This is a genomic window from Microbulbifer weihaiensis, from assembly GCF_048323715.1.
Taxonomy (GTDB): domain Bacteria; phylum Pseudomonadota; class Gammaproteobacteria; order Pseudomonadales; family Cellvibrionaceae; genus Microbulbifer.
Genome location: NZ_JBLWFL010000013.1, coordinates 116,177 through 131,759, shown reverse-complemented (window position 1 = coordinate 131,759; position 15,583 = coordinate 116,177). Strand labels below are relative to the sequence as shown.

Annotated in this window: 14 protein-coding genes; 1 reads left to right on the top strand and 13 read right to left on the bottom strand. The window is 57.9% G+C overall.

Annotated elements, in window-relative coordinates:
* Nucleotides 1-6: 6 nt before the first annotated feature.
* The 11 genes from rlmN to trmJ form a co-directional block, all read right to left on the bottom strand.
* Nucleotides 7-1,152: a dual-specificity RNA methyltransferase RlmN gene (gene rlmN, locus ACNKU7_RS14395; protein ID WP_418297690.1), complete on the bottom strand. Its 1,146-nt coding sequence runs from the start codon at nucleotides 1,150-1,152 to the stop codon at nucleotides 7-9.
* Between the two features lie 90 nt (nucleotides 1,153-1,242).
* Entirely contained in the window at nucleotides 1,243-1,668 is a 426-nt protein-coding gene (gene ndk / locus ACNKU7_RS14390) for a nucleoside-diphosphate kinase (protein ID WP_418297689.1), read from the bottom strand.
* Nucleotides 1,669-1,992: 324 nt separating this feature from the next.
* Nucleotides 1,993-2,187 carry a Fe-S cluster assembly protein IscX gene (gene iscX, locus ACNKU7_RS14385; protein WP_418297688.1) on the bottom strand — a complete coding sequence of 65 codons (195 nt, stop codon included), beginning with the start codon at nucleotides 2,185-2,187 and terminating at the stop codon, nucleotides 1,993-1,995.
* A 25-nt stretch (nucleotides 2,188-2,212) separates the two neighbouring features.
* The gene (gene fdx, locus ACNKU7_RS14380) at nucleotides 2,213-2,551 is read right to left on the bottom strand and encodes an ISC system 2Fe-2S type ferredoxin (RefSeq protein ID WP_418297687.1); all 339 of its coding nucleotides are present in this window, start codon (nucleotides 2,549-2,551) and stop codon (nucleotides 2,213-2,215) included.
* 42 nt (nucleotides 2,552-2,593) lie between these two features.
* Nucleotides 2,594-4,474 (bottom strand): Fe-S protein assembly chaperone HscA, encoded by a 1,881-nt coding sequence (gene hscA, locus ACNKU7_RS14375; RefSeq protein ID WP_418297686.1) that lies wholly within the window; start codon nucleotides 4,472-4,474, stop codon nucleotides 2,594-2,596.
* Between the two features lie 22 nt (nucleotides 4,475-4,496).
* On the bottom strand, nucleotides 4,497-5,021 hold the full coding sequence (gene hscB, locus ACNKU7_RS14370) for a Fe-S protein assembly co-chaperone HscB (RefSeq protein WP_418297685.1): 525 nt from the start codon (nucleotides 5,019-5,021) through the stop codon (nucleotides 4,497-4,499).
* A 75-nt stretch (nucleotides 5,022-5,096) separates the two neighbouring features.
* Nucleotides 5,097-5,420, bottom strand: a complete 324-nt coding sequence (gene iscA, locus ACNKU7_RS14365) for an iron-sulfur cluster assembly protein IscA (protein ID WP_418297684.1) — start codon at nucleotides 5,418-5,420, stop codon at nucleotides 5,097-5,099.
* A gap of 34 nt (nucleotides 5,421-5,454) precedes the next feature.
* Complete coding sequence (gene iscU, locus ACNKU7_RS14360; RefSeq protein WP_418297683.1) at nucleotides 5,455-5,859, bottom strand: Fe-S cluster assembly scaffold IscU; 405 nt, start codon at nucleotides 5,857-5,859, stop codon at nucleotides 5,455-5,457.
* Nucleotides 5,860-5,904: 45 nt separating this feature from the next.
* Nucleotides 5,905-7,119: an IscS subfamily cysteine desulfurase gene (locus tag ACNKU7_RS14355; protein WP_418297682.1), complete on the bottom strand. Its 1,215-nt coding sequence runs from the start codon at nucleotides 7,117-7,119 to the stop codon at nucleotides 5,905-5,907.
* 108 nt (nucleotides 7,120-7,227) lie between these two features.
* Nucleotides 7,228-7,707 carry a Fe-S cluster assembly transcriptional regulator IscR gene (gene iscR, locus ACNKU7_RS14350; protein ID WP_418297681.1) on the bottom strand — a complete coding sequence of 160 codons (480 nt, stop codon included), beginning with the start codon at nucleotides 7,705-7,707 and terminating at the stop codon, nucleotides 7,228-7,230.
* Between the two features lie 177 nt (nucleotides 7,708-7,884).
* Nucleotides 7,885-8,676: a tRNA (cytosine(32)/uridine(32)-2'-O)-methyltransferase TrmJ gene (gene trmJ / locus ACNKU7_RS14345; RefSeq protein WP_418297680.1), complete on the bottom strand. Its 792-nt coding sequence runs from the start codon at nucleotides 8,674-8,676 to the stop codon at nucleotides 7,885-7,887.
* A gap of 171 nt (nucleotides 8,677-8,847) precedes the next feature.
* On the opposite strand from trmJ, the gene ACNKU7_RS14340 reads away from it, so the two are divergent.
* Nucleotides 8,848-9,654, top strand: coding sequence for an inositol monophosphatase family protein (locus ACNKU7_RS14340; protein WP_418297679.1), 807 nt, complete (start codon nucleotides 8,848-8,850; stop codon nucleotides 9,652-9,654).
* 40 nt (nucleotides 9,655-9,694) lie between these two features.
* Here the strand turns inward: ACNKU7_RS14340 and ACNKU7_RS14335 are convergent, their stop codons facing one another.
* A complete protein-coding gene (locus tag ACNKU7_RS14335; RefSeq protein ID WP_418297678.1) occupies nucleotides 9,695-13,123 on the bottom strand; it encodes an EAL domain-containing protein in 3,429 nt (1,142 codons plus the stop codon).
* Nucleotides 13,124-13,198: 75 nt separating this feature from the next.
* Entirely contained in the window at nucleotides 13,199-15,208 is a 2,010-nt protein-coding gene (locus ACNKU7_RS14330) for a hybrid sensor histidine kinase/response regulator (protein ID WP_418297677.1), read from the bottom strand.
* Nucleotides 15,209-15,583: the final 375 nt, after the last annotated feature.

Sequence of the window (15,583 nt, the reverse complement as noted above, 5' to 3'; positions counted from 1 at the left end):
CAAGTATCAGGCCTGTCCGACGATGCGCACCGGGCGCTCCGCATTGCGGTAGCGTTCCGAGCGACGCGTGCGATCGTTCACCTGACCGGCCAGCTGACCACAGGCCGCGGCGATATCATCACCCCGGGTGGTACGCACGGTTACGGTATAGCCTTTGTCCAACAAAATCTGTTGAAAACGTCGCAAAGCGTTGTTGCTAACCCGCTGATAATCGGACAGCTCAAACGGATTGAAGGGTATCAGATTTATCTTTACCGGCACATCACGCAGAAGCTCTGCCAACTGCTCGGCGTGTTCGGGGCGGTCGTTCACCTCCCGAATCATCGTGTACTCGATGGTCATCTTGCGATGATTGTCCGGCATGCTCTCGATATAGCGCTTGGCGCTGTCGAGCAGCATGGCGATGGGGTATTTCTTGTTGATCGGCACCAGCTCGTTGCGCAGCTCGTCATTGGGCGCATGCAGGGAAATTGCCAGGCTCACATCGGTCACTTCAGCCAGCCGATCCAGAGCCGGCACCACGCCAGAGGTGCTCAGGGTTACCCGACGCTTGGAGATGCCGTAGGCATTGTCTTCCATCATCAGGTTCATTGAGTCGACCACGTTGTCAAAGTTGAGCAGGGGTTCACCCATGCCCATCATCACCACATTGGTTACTTTGCGCGGGCCATTGGGCTGCAGCTGACCGAAGGATTTACAGGCAATCCACACCTGGCCGATGATCTCGGCTGCGGTCAGGTCGCGGTTGAAGCCCTGCTTGCCGGTCGCACAGAAACTGCAATCCAGGGAGCAACCCACCTGGGAGGAAACACACAGGGTGCCGCGGTCGCCATCGGGGATAAAGACGGTCTCGATCACATTACCGCCAGCGACCTCGATCAGCCACTTGCGGGTGCCATCAGCGGAGTCCATCTGCTTCAGGACTTTGGGTGCGCGAACTTCGGCGATTTCGGCCAGTTTGGCGCGCATGACCTTACTGACGTTGGTCATCTGCTCGAAATCGTCCACGCCATTCTGGTGGATCCACTTCAATACCTGCACAGCGCGGAAACGCTTCTCCCCCAAACCGGCAAAGAACTCCACCAGCTTGTCCACGGACAGGCCCAGCAGGTTTACCTTTTCAGTCTGAACAGTTTCAGCAGTAGCGGTCATGGATTCACCTTGCACCGGATGCGGTGCGCAAATTGGGTACATCGTAAGAGCCTGCCCAGTGAGCAGACTCTTACTAGAGCGCGGGCCGTATTAGCGTGCGCAGATTTCTTCAGCAGAGAAGAAGTAGTTCACTTCACGCTCAGCAGAAGCCGCGGAATCGGAACCATGAACCGCATTCGCGTCGATGCTGTCAGCGAAATCAGCACGGATGGTGCCAGCAGCGGCTTCTTTCGGGTTGGTGGCGCCCATCAGGTCGCGGTTCGCCAGGATGGCGTTCTCACCTTCCAGAACCTGAACCACAACCGGGCCAGAAGTCATGAATTCAACCAGGTCCTTAAAGAAAGGACGCTCTTTGTGCTCAGCGTAAAAGCCTTCTGCCTTCTCTTGGGACAGCTGAACCATTTTCATGGCAACAATGCGCAGACCAGCTTTCTCGAAGCGGCTCTCGATTTCGCCGATTACATTCTTGGCTACTGCGTCCGGCTTGATGATGGACAGGGTGCGTTCCAGGGCCATGGTTTTCTCCAGTTCTAGGTTTTTAAAAAATTGTCTTAAGACACATACGAAAAGAGCAACTTCCGTTGCTCTTCCCTGAATTCTGTCGCCGCACAACTGGTGATTAATTAACCAGCACTATGCGCGGAGCGCGGATTATACGCGCTGTGAGGTGAAGTTTGTACTATTTGATGCGGTATCCGTGGGAGGACGCCGGCAGGGCCCTGCCGGGCGTTCATTGAACACAGCCCCCCTTGCCCGCCCGGGCAAGGCTGACCAACGTGCCACCCGGACAAAACGCCACGGGACGGCTGCCTGCCCACCGAACGGGCGCGGCGACCGAGGCTACTCGTTCTCTTCGATCCAGGCGGCCTGGATGGCCTCCAGGATCTTTTCCCCGCAGCGGTCGGGATCGTCGTCAAACCCGGGCAGATCCATCACCCACTTGCGCAAATCAACGAAATTGATCGACAGCGGATCCACATCGGCATGCGCATCGCTGAGCTCTATGGCGATATCGTGAATATCCGTCCACTTCATTCTCTGCTCCTTGGAACAGCACGGGTCAGTGCCGCTCAGAAACCTGGTTGATGGTGTATTTCGGAATCTCGACCACAAGGTCTTCCTGATCCACAACCGCCTGGCAGGACAGGCGCGACTCGGGCTCAAGCCCCCACGCCTTATCCAGGAGATCCTCCTCCAGCTCATCCGGCTCACCGAGGGAATCAAACCCCTCGCGCACAATCACGTGGCAGGTAGTGCAGGCACAGGACTTTTCACAAGCGTGCTCGATCTCCACACCATTCTGCAGCGCGGCATCACATACAGTGATACCAGGCTCCACCTCAATGACTTTACCTTCCGGGCAGAGTTCTGCATGGGGCAAAAATACGATCTTCGGCATTACTCAATAACTCTTGTCTGTGTCGGCCTGAATCCGCGAGATTCAGGACTGATCAAATTCATCCAGGCTGTGACCCTGCATGGCCCGCTTGATGGACTTGTCCATACGGCGCGCGGCAAACGGCTCTGACAGTGTATTCAGGGCTTCGACCCGGCTGCGGATTTCTTCCGCAGTACCGCCGTTGTGCGCCAGCCGCAAGGCTTCCATGGCGCGCTCCAACTCATCCAGCTCCTCGCTGCTCAGCAGCTCGGCGCCATCTTCCTGCAGCGCGACCAATATGGCCTCCATGGTGCGCTCCGCCTCCACTTGCGCTTCGCGCAGGGCTCGCGCGGCGATATCTTCCTCCGCATGCGCGTAGGAATCCTGCAACATGCGGGTGATATCGGAATCCTCAAGGCCATAAGAGGGCTTCACGGTGATTTCAGCGGCCACACCGCTACTTTTTTCCACCGCACTGACCGACAGCAACCCATCCGCATCCACCTGAAAGGTCACGCGGATATGGGCTGCACCAGCCACCATCGGCGGGATACCGCGCAACTCAAACCGGGCAAGCGACCGGCAGTCTTTTACCAGCTCCCGCTCACCCTGCACCACATGAATCGCCATTGCTGTCTGGCCATCCTTGAAGGTGGTGAACTCCTGTGCCTTCGCCACCGGGATCGTCGTGTTGCGATGAATCAGCTTCTCGGTGAGGCCGCCCATGGTTTCGAGGCCCAGCGACAGCGGAATCACATCCAGCAGCAGCAGGTCTTCGCGGGACTTGTTGCCCACCAGCACATCCGCCTGCAGGGCAGCACCAATGGCCACCACCTGATCCGGATCAATATCCGCATGGGGCTTGCGGCCGAAAAACTCCTCGACCTTTTCCCGCACCCGCAGCGTGCGCGTGGAACCGCCCACCAGCACCACTTCAGCTATATCTTCGGCGGTCAGGTCGGCGTCGCGCAGCGCGCGCTTGCAGGCTCGCAGCGTCTTGCCGATGAGCGGGTCGAGCAACTCGGCCAGCTTTTCACGGTTGAGCTCACCGGACCAGCCGGCGTATGCCACCGCCACGGTATCAGTTGTGGCCAACGCTTCTTTAGCCGCACAGGCCGCATTCAGCAGCTTGCGCTGGGTAGCCGCATCGAGGTCGGATCCAAGCCCCGCCTCCGCTGCAATCCATTCGCCAACCGCGCGGTCAAAGTCGTCCCCGCCGAGGGCGCTGTCGCCCCCCGTGGAGAGCACTTCGAACACACCACGGGAGAGGCGCAGGATCGAAATATCAAAAGTACCGCCACCGAGGTCATAGACCGCCACTGTGCGGTCGGCAACATCACCGCCATTGTCGGATTTATCCAGTCCGTAGGCCACTGCCGCAGCCGTGGGCTCGTTCAGCAGGCGCAGCACTTTCAGGCCCGCCAGCGTGGCTGCATCTTTGGTGGCCTGACGCTGGGCATCGTCGAAATAGGCGGGCACGGTGATCACCGCCCCGTCCAGCTCCCCACCCAGCGAATCCGCGCCGCGCCTGGCCAGCACTTTGAGAATCTCGGCAGAAACCTGCACCGGGTTCACAGCACCGGCCACCGTCTCGATGGAAGGCATACCGCCTGTGTCTTCGCCAAAGTTATACGGCAACTGCTCGCCGAAACTTTTCACATCTGCGAGACCGCGTCCCATCAGCCGCTTGATAGAAATCAGCGTGTTAAACGGATCCTCGCCGGCAACAGAGCGTGCCGCCTGCCCGACCTCTACCCCGGACTCGGTGTAGCGCACCGCCGAGGGCAGGATGACACTGCCATCTTCTGCCGGCAGAGCTTCTGCGGAACCGCTGCGAACGGTTGCCACCAGAGAGTTGGTGGTTCCCAGATCGATCCCTACCGCGCGCTTGCGCTGATGAGGTTCGGGTGTCTGGCCGGGTTCGGAAATCTGCAGTAAAGCCATAGTCATCAATCAACAGTAACAGTCAGTCAAATAAATCTTCTTCCAGCGTCTCGATCTGAGACTTGAGCTTGGCGAGGAACTGCAATTTCAGCAGCGCGCCCCTGGCTTCGTCCAGCGCATTGGCCGCCAGCGCGGAAGAGAACACGCGCTCCTGAGACTGGAACAAGTCCGCCGTTTCACTCGCAAGTGCCTCCAGCTCACCCTCCGGGTCAGCGGCCTCGCGCACTTCTTCCAGGCGCTCCCGCAGTATCATTTGCTGCATCAGGAACTCGCCATCGGCGGTCGTTTGCTCCGGATTGATCTCCACGCCCGCCAATTGCAGAAGATACGCGGCGCGCTGCACCGGATCCTTGAGGGTGTTGTTCGCCTCATTGATCTGCGCGGCGTACTGCATGGACAGCATCTGCTCGCGCTCCGACTTCGCCGCAAAACGATCGGGATGAAACTCCTGCTGCAGCTCACGGTAGCGCTTTGCCAGTACCTGGCGATCCACCTCAAACGCTACCGGCAGGCCGAAAATTTCAAAGTGATTCTGTTGCAGTTTCATTCCATACGCCCAGATAACAAAAAGGCCGGCATGCACTCGCGCACCCGGCCCTTCACTGCCAGCATCGGCTTCCACTCAAACGTGAAAGCTTTCGCCGCAGCCGCACTCGTTCTTGACATTCGGGTTCTTGAACGCAAAACCTTCATTCAACCCTTCTTTGACAAAGTCCAGCTCGGTGCCATCGAGATAGGCAAGACTCTTCGGATCAACCACCAGCTTTACAGGGCCGGCGTCAAATACCTCATCCTCAGGATCTGCCTGATCGACAAACTCCAGCACATAGGCCATGCCGGAGCAGCCGGCGGTTCTCACACCGACGCGGATGCCTATTCCTTTGCCGCGGCTGGCCAGTTGCTTGGCAACGTGGGCCTGGGCCGCTTCGGTCATGGTAATTGCCATGTCGGTCGCTACTCCTTACCGCTCAGAGGTCGCTTTAGCCCGCGGCCTCTTCAGTCTTTTCACCGCGCTTTTCGCGGATATTACGTACGGCAGCCTTGATCGCATCTTCCGCCAGCACCGAGCAGTGGATCTTCACCGGCGGCAACGCCAGCTCTTCAGCGATCTCGGTGTTCTTGATTTGTGCCGCTTCATCCAGGGTCTTGCCCTTCACCCACTCGGTAAGCAGGGAGCTGGACGCGATCGCGGAACCACAGCCATAGGTCTTGAACTTGGCGTCTTCGATAATTCCGCTTTCGTTCACCTGAATCTGCAGACGCATCACGTCACCGCACGCGGGCGCGCCGACCATGCCGGTACCTACGTTGTCGGACTTCTCGTCCAGACGACCGACATTGCGCGGATGTTCATAGTGGTCAATTACTTTATCGCTATAGGCCATGACTAAACTCTCTCAATTCGTTTCCAATGCCGCCTTCTGCAGCGATCAGTGTGCTGCCCATTCAATGGTACTGAGATCCACACCGTCTTTGTACATATCCCAAAGCGGCGACAGTTCACGCAGTTTTTCCACTGCCTGCCTTACTTCTTTGGCCGCAGTATCCACATCCTGTTCCGTGGTAAAACGGCCAAAGCTGAAGCGCAGGGAGCTGTGAGCCAGCTCATCATTTACGCCCAGGGCACGCAGTACGTAGCTCGGCTCGAGGCTCGCAGAGGTACAGGCGGAGCCGGAAGAGATCGCCAGATCCTTCAGCGACATGATCAGGCTCTCACCTTCAACGAACGCAAAGCTCACATTCAGGTTGCCTGGCACACGCTGCTCGACAGAACCATTGATATGCACTTCTTCCATATCCTTGATCTGGTTCCAGAAACGGTCGCGCAGGGCCAGCAGGCGCTTGCCCTCTTCAGCCATTTCTTCCTTGGCGATACGGAAGGCTTCGCCCATACCCACAATCTGGTGGGTCGGCAGGGTGCCGGAACGCATACCGCGCTCGTGACCACCACCATGCATCTGGGCCTCGATACGCACACGCGGCTTGCGGCGTACATACAGGGCGCCAATACCTTTGGGGCCATAAATTTTGTGTGCGGAGAAAGACATCAGGTCAACTTTCAATTCCGCCAGGTCAATGTCGATCTTGCCGGCGCTCTGGGCCGCATCAACGTGGAAAATGACCTTGCGCTCGCGGCACAGTTCGCCAATTGCGCCAATATCGTTGATCACGCCGATTTCGTTATTGACGTGCATCAGGCTCACGAGAATGGTGTCTTCGCGCAGGGCTTCTGCCACCTGCTCCGGGTAGACAATGCCGTCTTCCTTCGGATTCAGGTAGGTCACTTCAAAGCCTTCGCGCTCCAGCTGACGGCAGGCGTCGAGCACCGCTTTGTGCTCGATCTTGGAAGTAATGATGTGCTTGCCCTTACCCTGGTAAAAGTGCGCAGCACCCTTGATCGCCAGGTTGTCGGACTCTGTAGCACCACTGGTCCACACGATCTCACGGGGATCCGCGTTCACCAGCTCAGCGACGTGACGACGAGCTTCTTCCACCGCCTCTTCCGCCTTCCAGCCAAACAGGTGGGAGCGGGATGCCGGGTTGCCGAAGTTGCCGTCCATGGTCAGCTGCTCCGCCATTTTGCTGGCGACGCGCGGGTCCACCGGGCAAGTTGCCGAATAATCCAGATAAATGGGAAGCTTCATAATCTCTTGTCTCCACTCGCTGACTGCCTGCCAGCAACTTACTGCAATACTCTTGGTCACCAATCTGGTCGCCGATTTCACGCCGCGGCTGACCGAGCGGCCGGCACCTTACTGCAAGCCGCCTATTATCGCTACCTTCTCTTCTGCCCCACCGCGCATGTCTTGCCGGCGAGCCACCTCCTGCACTTCAGCGCGCTGCACCAAATCTGCAAGGGTGATACCGTTTAGAAAACCGTGAATCTGGCGGCTCAGATCTGTCCACAGGTAGTGGGTCAGGCACTGTTCGCCGCCGGAGCAGTCGCTGTTGCCGCCACAGCTGGTGGCGTCCACAGACTCGTTGACCGCATCAATAATTTCCGCCACACAAATCTCGGCGCCGGATCGGGCCAGGCGGTAACCGCCGCCGGGACCACGCACACTGGACACCAGGCTCGATTGGCGGAGACGGGAAAAAAGCTGTTCGAGGTAAGACAGCGAAATATCCTGGCGCTTTGAGATATCCGCCAGGCTGATAGGGCCGCGCTCGGCGTGCAACGCCAGATCCAGCATGGCTGTGACCGCATACCGCCCTTTAGTTGTCAAACGCATATTTCCCCTCCTCCCAGGCCCCGGTTGCGGGCCGGGCGGCACCCTCTGGCACCACTGATTCGGGGCGCGAGTATGGAATAACCCACTACTTCAGTCAAGTATATAGCCGAGCATAATGGTCGGGTATTGGCCGCAAACCCCTGACCAATCAGCCCGATCACTCCATTACCGGCGACCCTAGTCCGGGCGACCCTGGCCACCGGTGCGGTGAATATGATTCTGGATCGCAGTCAGCATGCCACGCAGGATACCCAGCTCCATATCGTCCGGGCGCACCCGACTAAACAGTCGGCGCAGTCGGGTCATGGTCTGGCGGGGGTTGTCGGGATCGAGGAACCCCAGCTCGGCCAGCGCCAGCTGCAGGTGCTCGTAATACATTTCCATGTCGCTGGCTTTAGCCGGGGGCCTATCCCAATCTGAATAACTCAGCTCGCCGCCCTTCTCCGCCTCCAGCGCCGCCATGCGCGCCTCGTACACCAGTACCTGCACCGCAGTGGCCAGGTTCAGGGAGCTGTATTCGGGGTTGGAAGGAATATGCACATGGAAGTTACACGCCTGCAGCTCTTCGTTGGTCAGACCGCGGTCTTCGCGACCAAAAACCAGCGCCACCGGGTGCGTCTGGGCCTCGGCCACCGCGCGCTGGCCGCATTCGCGCGGCGTCAGCAGCGGCCACGGGATGCGGCGTTCCCGGGCACTTGTCGCGACTACCAGTCCACAGTCCGCCACGGCCTCTTCCAGGGTTTCCACCACGACTGCACTATCGAGCAATTCGGCGGCACCCGCTGCCCGCCAAACCGCATTGGCCGCCGGGAACTCTCGCGGCTGAACCAGATAGAGCTGGCTCAACCCCATGTTTTTCAGGGCTCGGGCAGCGCCACCGATGTTGCCCGGGTGGGCGCTATTTACCAGCACTACACGTATATTGTTCAGTGCCTGCAAGGGTGTCGAGTCAGTCGCAGAATTAGCCATGTACGATTTTTCCGGATCGGGTGGAGATGACTATCATCAGCACCCTACACTAACCAGTTACAAAACGGTCGCGGAGTGTAGCAAAATTGCATTGAAATCCCTACAATCGCGGCCGCCCGGCAAGCCCGGCACTGCTTTTTAGAAAAACCTCAACTGATCCGCGGAATCGCTATGGAACCCATGCTGAATATTGCCCTGCGCGCGGCGCGCAAGGCCGGTGAACTGATCGAGCGCGCTTGGGAGCGCGGCGACTTGATGAAGTTCGAAGAAAAAAGTCGTAACGATTACGTGACCGAGGTTGATCGCGCCAGCGAGCAGGAGATCATCTATCACCTGCGCAAGGCATTCCCGAAGCACAGTATTCGCGGCGAAGAAAGCGGCCTGCAGGAAGGCGCTGAGCCTGAATACGAGTGGATCATCGATCCCCTCGACGGCACCACCAACTTTATCCACGGCTGCCCGCACTTCGCGGTTTCCATCGCCTGCCGCTACCGCGGCCAGATCGAGCACGCTGTGGTGCTGGATCCGATCAAGCGCGAAGAGTTCACCGCAAGCCGCGGTCGCGGTGCTGCACTCAATGGCCGCCGTATTCGCGTATCCAAGCGTCAGGGCCTCAATGGCGCCCTGATCGGTACCGGAATCCCCTTCAACGGCGACGCACTGGAAAATATCGACGCCTACCTGGCGGTGATGAAAGAAGTGGCCGGCCAGACTGCGGGCATCCGTCGCCCAGGCGCAGCTGCACTGGATCTGGCCTACGTGGCGGCGGGCCGTTTTGACGGCTTCTGGGAAATGTACCTGAACACCTGGGATATCGCTGCGGGTTCGCTGCTGGTGAAAGAAGCCGGCGGCCTGATCAGTGATTTCCGCGGTGGCAACGATTACCTGGATTCAGGCAACCTGGTGTGCGCCACCCCCAAAACCTTCAAACCCCTGCTGCAGATTGTCGGCAAGCATCTGGGCAAAATCCGCCAGTAAGGCAAATGCACTATCCGGACTGAAGCGGCGGGATCACTACCTAGGCTTCTGTTTCCAGCGCCCGCACTTCCTGCGGTCGCTGGACACCGGGCGGCAACGCCCGGTGCCCGCCACTGGCCAGCACTTCTTCCAGTGGTTGCGGCCTGCCAATGTAGTATCCCTGCACGAAATCGACACCAATGGCGTTAAGCCGCACCGCTGTGGCCTCATCCTCCACAAACTCGGCAATCGTGCGCGCTTTCAGGCGGTGGGCCACCTGGTTGATCGATTCCACAATCATCAGATCAACGAAATTAGACTCCACATCGCGGACAAAGCTGCCGTCAATCTTGATGTAGTCGATGGCAAACGCCTTGAGGTAGTTGAACGAGCTGAGACCATTGCCAAAATCATCCAGCGCGACCTTGCACCCCATGTCCCTGAGACCGGAAACAAACTGGCTGGCACTTTCCATCTGGTTGACCATGGCCGTCTCAGTAATTTCGAACCCCAGTCGCGCCGCCGGCATTGGGGAGTCGCGCAATTCGGAAATCAATTGCCGCTGAAAGCCTTTATCCCCCAGCGCATCGGCTGAAATATTCAGGGCAAAGCTCAACCCGCTCGCTGCCGCACGCCCGCCCCAGCGACGGAAAAATTCCTGTGTGACCCACTGATCCACCTGCAGCATCAAGCCATATCGCTCCGCTGCCGGAATGAATGCCCCCGGCAAAATCAATTGCCCTTCGCTATCCACCATCCGCACCAGTAATTCGTAGTGGCTGACGGTGTGTATTTCACCGGCACGCACGATTGGCTGGGCAAACAGCCGCAAACGACCATCGTCCAGTGCCTCGCGAATAGCAGACGCCATATAGATCTGGCGGTGCTGATCAGCAGCGGCACTGCTGTCCATTTCATAAATCACAACCGCACCACGACCCGCATGCTTGGCCGAATAGCAGGCCACATCCACCTGGCTCATCAGGTCGGCCAACCGGTTATTATTGCGATGGATCTCGGTAATCCCGACGCTGGCACCTACATCAAAAACACGCTTGTTCCAGCGAAAACGCAATGCACCGACTTTGCGCACCAGCTGCTCACATCGCACGCGCGCCTGATCCTTGTTGCAGTACCGCAGCAGCAATCCGAATTCATCGCCACCCAGCCTCGCCACACTGTCTGTCGTGCGCAACTGGTCGCGCAGGAACTTGGCCACATTTTTAAGCAGCGCATCACCAGCCTGATGCCCGGCGCTATCGTTGATTACCTTGAATCGATCCAGATCGATGTACGCCAGCACATGCACTTCATCATTATCGCGAACACTATCGACCGCCTCATTGACTTCCCTGCGGAATGCTTCGCGATTCGGCAGGTGTGTCAGATCATCATGGCTGGCTTTATAACTCAACTGGTTGATTAGCTGACGAGTTTCGGTGACGTCCTGGAAGACCAGAACACAACCAAGCAACTGCCCGCTGCCCGTGCGCAGCGGCGACGCTGAACACTTAATGTCATAGCTGTCTCCATTGCGGTTGTGCAACACCGCGCCCTCACTGGAAACCACCGGTACAGAACGCTCCAGGCAATCGTTGATGGGACTGGGGATCGATATCCCCTGGCGGCCACTGGATAACAAAAAGACCTGCGCTATATGCCGCCCCTTGGCCTCATCCAGTCGCCATCCCGTCAACTGCTCTGCCACCGGGTTCATGAAGGTAATTTTCTGCTGCGTGTCCGTGGCAATTACGGCATCGGCAATAGCGGTCAGGGTGACCTGAAGGTGTTCTTTTTCTTCCGCCAGCGAATTGGCCATTTCCTTGTTTTCGGTGATATCCCGCAAAATGCCGATAGAGCGCAGCGGCTCACCCCGCTCACCCCGCTCCATGATGCGCGCCACTTCATGTATCCACCGGTGGCCGCCGGTATCGGTTCGCACCCGGTACTGGCAATCAATATTTTTCCGCCCGCCATCAAAGTGGGCCAATTGCGCTTCCATCAATTGCGGCCGATCATCCTCGTGAATTCGCGCCAACCAGTCTGCTCGGGTCGCCAGCAGTCGATGATCTATACCAATATCGCTCACCAGCCAACGGGAGAAAAAGGTCTTGCCGGAGACCAGATCCCAGTCGTAAACCCCCTGACCAGTTACCGTCAGGGAGAATTTCCATCGTTCTTCTGCCCGCGCGAGCTGCGCCTCGCTGCGTTTGCGCCAGTCGATATCTTCAACCTGGACGACGGCGTACAGGGGTTCATCGCGCGCACCGCGCGCCAGACTACTGGTCCAATGACCCCAGACCAGGTCACCGCTCTTACGCACAAAGCGCCATTCAGGCCCTCGCCCCCCGGAGGGATACTGGGCATACAGAGACTCCCCCGTATCGCCAGCGGCCAGTGACGGCCTGTCGTCAGCGAACAGGATTTCCTGAATCTGCAAGCCGCGTAACTCAACCTCAGTAAAGCCGATAAAACGACAAAAACTCGCGTTGGCCTGGATGATTCGGCTATCCATCGAAACCAGCAGCATGCCCACGCGGGAATTTTCCATCGCGGCACGGAAACTACTTTCCACCTCGATGATGCGCTGGCTCCGTCTACGCTCGATTGTCGAGGAGACAGCCATCGCATAGGCGGGAATAAAGGCGGCATATACAGGTAAAAAATCGATTGGCGCAGCAAAAACACCGATAAATTTTGGAACCAGCAAAAAGCTACCGGCGGTCAACAGGTACAACACCTGCACAATCGCCAGGAAGATCACAATCAATGCCTGAAACAGTTCAAGACGGCTGGCCGCCCAGATCAAAGGCAACGCGATAAAGACAAACGGATGAGGAAGAATGTCGAGAATCACCCAGATACTGCCCAGCGCAACCGTCGCGACGAACAGGAGATGGATAAGCGAGCCAGAATGGTAAGCCTGGCGCGCTTGAGCGCGATCGAACAATTGAATCAACGGCAGGAATACACAAATACCCGCCACATCAGCCAGATACCAGGATGTAAACACAACTCCGAACGGTGCGCGATCAAAAATCTCGGCAATACCCGCCCCGATGCCAGCCCCCGCCAGGGTCGGTATACAGGCGCCGAAACAGATAAAATGAAACCACTGCGACATGCTGTCAAAGAACTGCCCGCTGCGACAAAAGCGGCGCAGTAACAACGCTGCGACCAATACCTCAACCACGCCCGCGGAAGCGTATAAACACCCAAATAGCGGAGGAAGATTACCTAAGATGGAGGCCAGCGTATTGCCACAGAATGAGGCGAACAACAACAGAGCCCAGCGATTCATTGCGTAACGCAGTAAAAATGCAATCGCCAGAGCGTCCGACAGCCAGATCGTTGCAATACCGCCTTCTAATGCCAATATATTTTTGCAAAAGTAGGCTAGGCAGAAAGTGCCGACGAGCAGCAGCAGCGCAACGAGAGGCTGCGACCATTCAACAGGCCTGTTAACGTTTGTTTCCCCGATTGCGGCCATCGCGCACCGATTTCCCTGTTACTTCCCTGTTACGTAAGCAGTAGAGGAGATTCAGCCTCTCCACAATAAAAAGTCTCAATCTTCGCTCTGCACTTCAACACCCTGACGAAGCAAACAAAAGCGCAGCTTTTCCGCAAGAAGATTGAGGTCGTAGGCTTTGGGCAGCCAGGCATCTGCACCGCCGCGGTGCGTGTCATCAATCATGAGCAGGGGCACCCGGCGGGTGGATGGATCCGCCCTCAAAATGGTCACGAAATCACTTGGCGCCATACCGGGAAGCTCACCGTCAAATATAATCACGTCCGGCGGGGTGGTGCGGGCACTAAAAATTGCTCTCATGGCGTCGCCGACCGAGTGCACCTGCACTTGCTCAACTGCCGCCAAAACGGCCTTGAGGTACCCTGCCGCCGATGCCCGGCTCGAGACATAGAGTACGCTACAGCTCGGCAGCATGCGCGTGTAGTCGGGTCGCGACGCCATCTGTAAAACTTCCGCCGGTGCGTCAATCAACAGGAATTCGACCCAGAAAACAGACCCCTGCCCCTCTTCACTATCAAACCCGATGCGCCCGCCCATAGCCTCGGTCAGCTGCTTAGCAATCGCCAGTCCGACGCCCGTCCCCTCGATTTGCCCCGTTTCAGCCCCCAGACGGTTGAAAGGCTCAAAGACCTGCCCCTGTTTTTCTGCGGCGATCCCGCGGCCGGTGTCCAGTACCGACAATCGCAACCAGCCTTCCGCCTGGGGGGCGAAATTAATCACCACCCGACCATTGTCCCGGTTGTACTTGATCGCGTTCCCGATCAGGTTCAACACCACCTGCTTGAATCGCATCGGATCCGCCAGAATGTATGCTCGCTCCCATCCTAAGGGCTCGAAAATCAGGCTGACTTTGCGCGTTTCCGCCAGGGGGTCGAGTAATTGCCGGCAATCCGCCACTAATGTGGCCGGCTGCACCGGCTCGATTGACGGAGCCAGTCGATCACTGTCTATGCGGGCCAGATCGAGAACATCACCAACCAGATGGAGCAAGTGTTGCCCCGCCTTGCGAATTTCCACCAGTCGCTGGCGCTGATCCGGGTTGAGGCTCAAGTCCATTTCAACCATCTGGCTGAATCCGAGAATGGCATTAAGCGGTGTGCGGAGCTCGTGGCTCAGGCTGGACAGCAGATCCACCCGCTCCCGGCGATCCGCACGCAGGCGGTTTAATTCCTGATCCTGCTTTTGCCGTAACTTGCGATCTTCAGTGACATCCTGCAGCGTTCCCAGCACCCTCACCGGCCGGCCTGCACTGTTGCGTTGCAGGCTGCCACGACAGCGCACCCAGACTTCCCCGCCAGTGCGGTGCTTGAGACGAAACTCGACATCGAGAGGCAAGGCCTCACGCACCAGGTCATCCATCGCCTGGCTGACCAGCGGATAGTCTTCGGGAACCATGTGTGTTTTCCAGCGCGCAAGCGCCGCGCGCACATCGCTGTCGCGTTGACCTCGGGTATACCCCAGCATCCGCCAGCAAGTGCTGTCCAGCACCACTTCGTCCACGCGCAGGTCCCACTCCCACAAGCCATCGCCAACCGCTTCGAGCGCGTAATGGAAGCGCTCGCCGGCAAAGTAGGAGAGAGAGCGGGCATTGAGGGCATCGCTGTAGTCAGTACAGCCGCCGATAAAGAAACGCTGTCCAAGGCTGTCGACCTGCGCCCTTGCCCAGAGTCTCAACCAGATTGGCTGGCCCTCGCGGGAATACGCTCGAATGGTCGTGTCTACAAAACTGCCCTGCTGGCAGAGGCGGTTGCGCAGGGCCTGCAACCCCTCGCGATCTTCGGTGTGAACCTGGCCCAGGTCGCCGGTCCAGATATTGGACAGGGCCTGCTCTGGATCCTGATGCAGGAGGTGCCAGATATTCCCCGTGGCCCGCTGCACCCCGAAATCCGGTTGCCACTCCCAGAGCCCCCGGTTCGCGCTCAGCAGCAGGCTGTGCAGATACTCAACCTGCTTCAGCAGCTGTGAGGGCGTGAGCGCCTCCAGTTCGCCGGGAATGGCAAGCAGGGGGCCTGTCTCAACCGTATTGGGGTTCTCAGGATTCGACACAGGATATAGGCACCGGGACCACGTATTTTGATTATGCTTTGTCCAGCGGCTAGTGAATCACTAATTCGCAAATAAAAAAAGGCCCCGCAAAGCGGGGCCCAAAATAGCGATGATGAGAGAAAACGGGAAGTCACGCATTATCAACAATTGCCATAACCCGTGACGGTCTCCCGGAGCGTAGGCCATCGGCCCACGCCAAAGACAAAGCAACAGGTGTGCCAACTTTTGGTTTCACCCCTCAAAATCTGTATATTGCCCAAATAACAAACAATTAAGATCGCATGGTACATACGCTTACGGACTCGCTTACGGACTAAAGAGCCACAGGAAGTCCTTAAAGACAGCGAAATGACAGCGCTCGCCCCAACTGGAGAC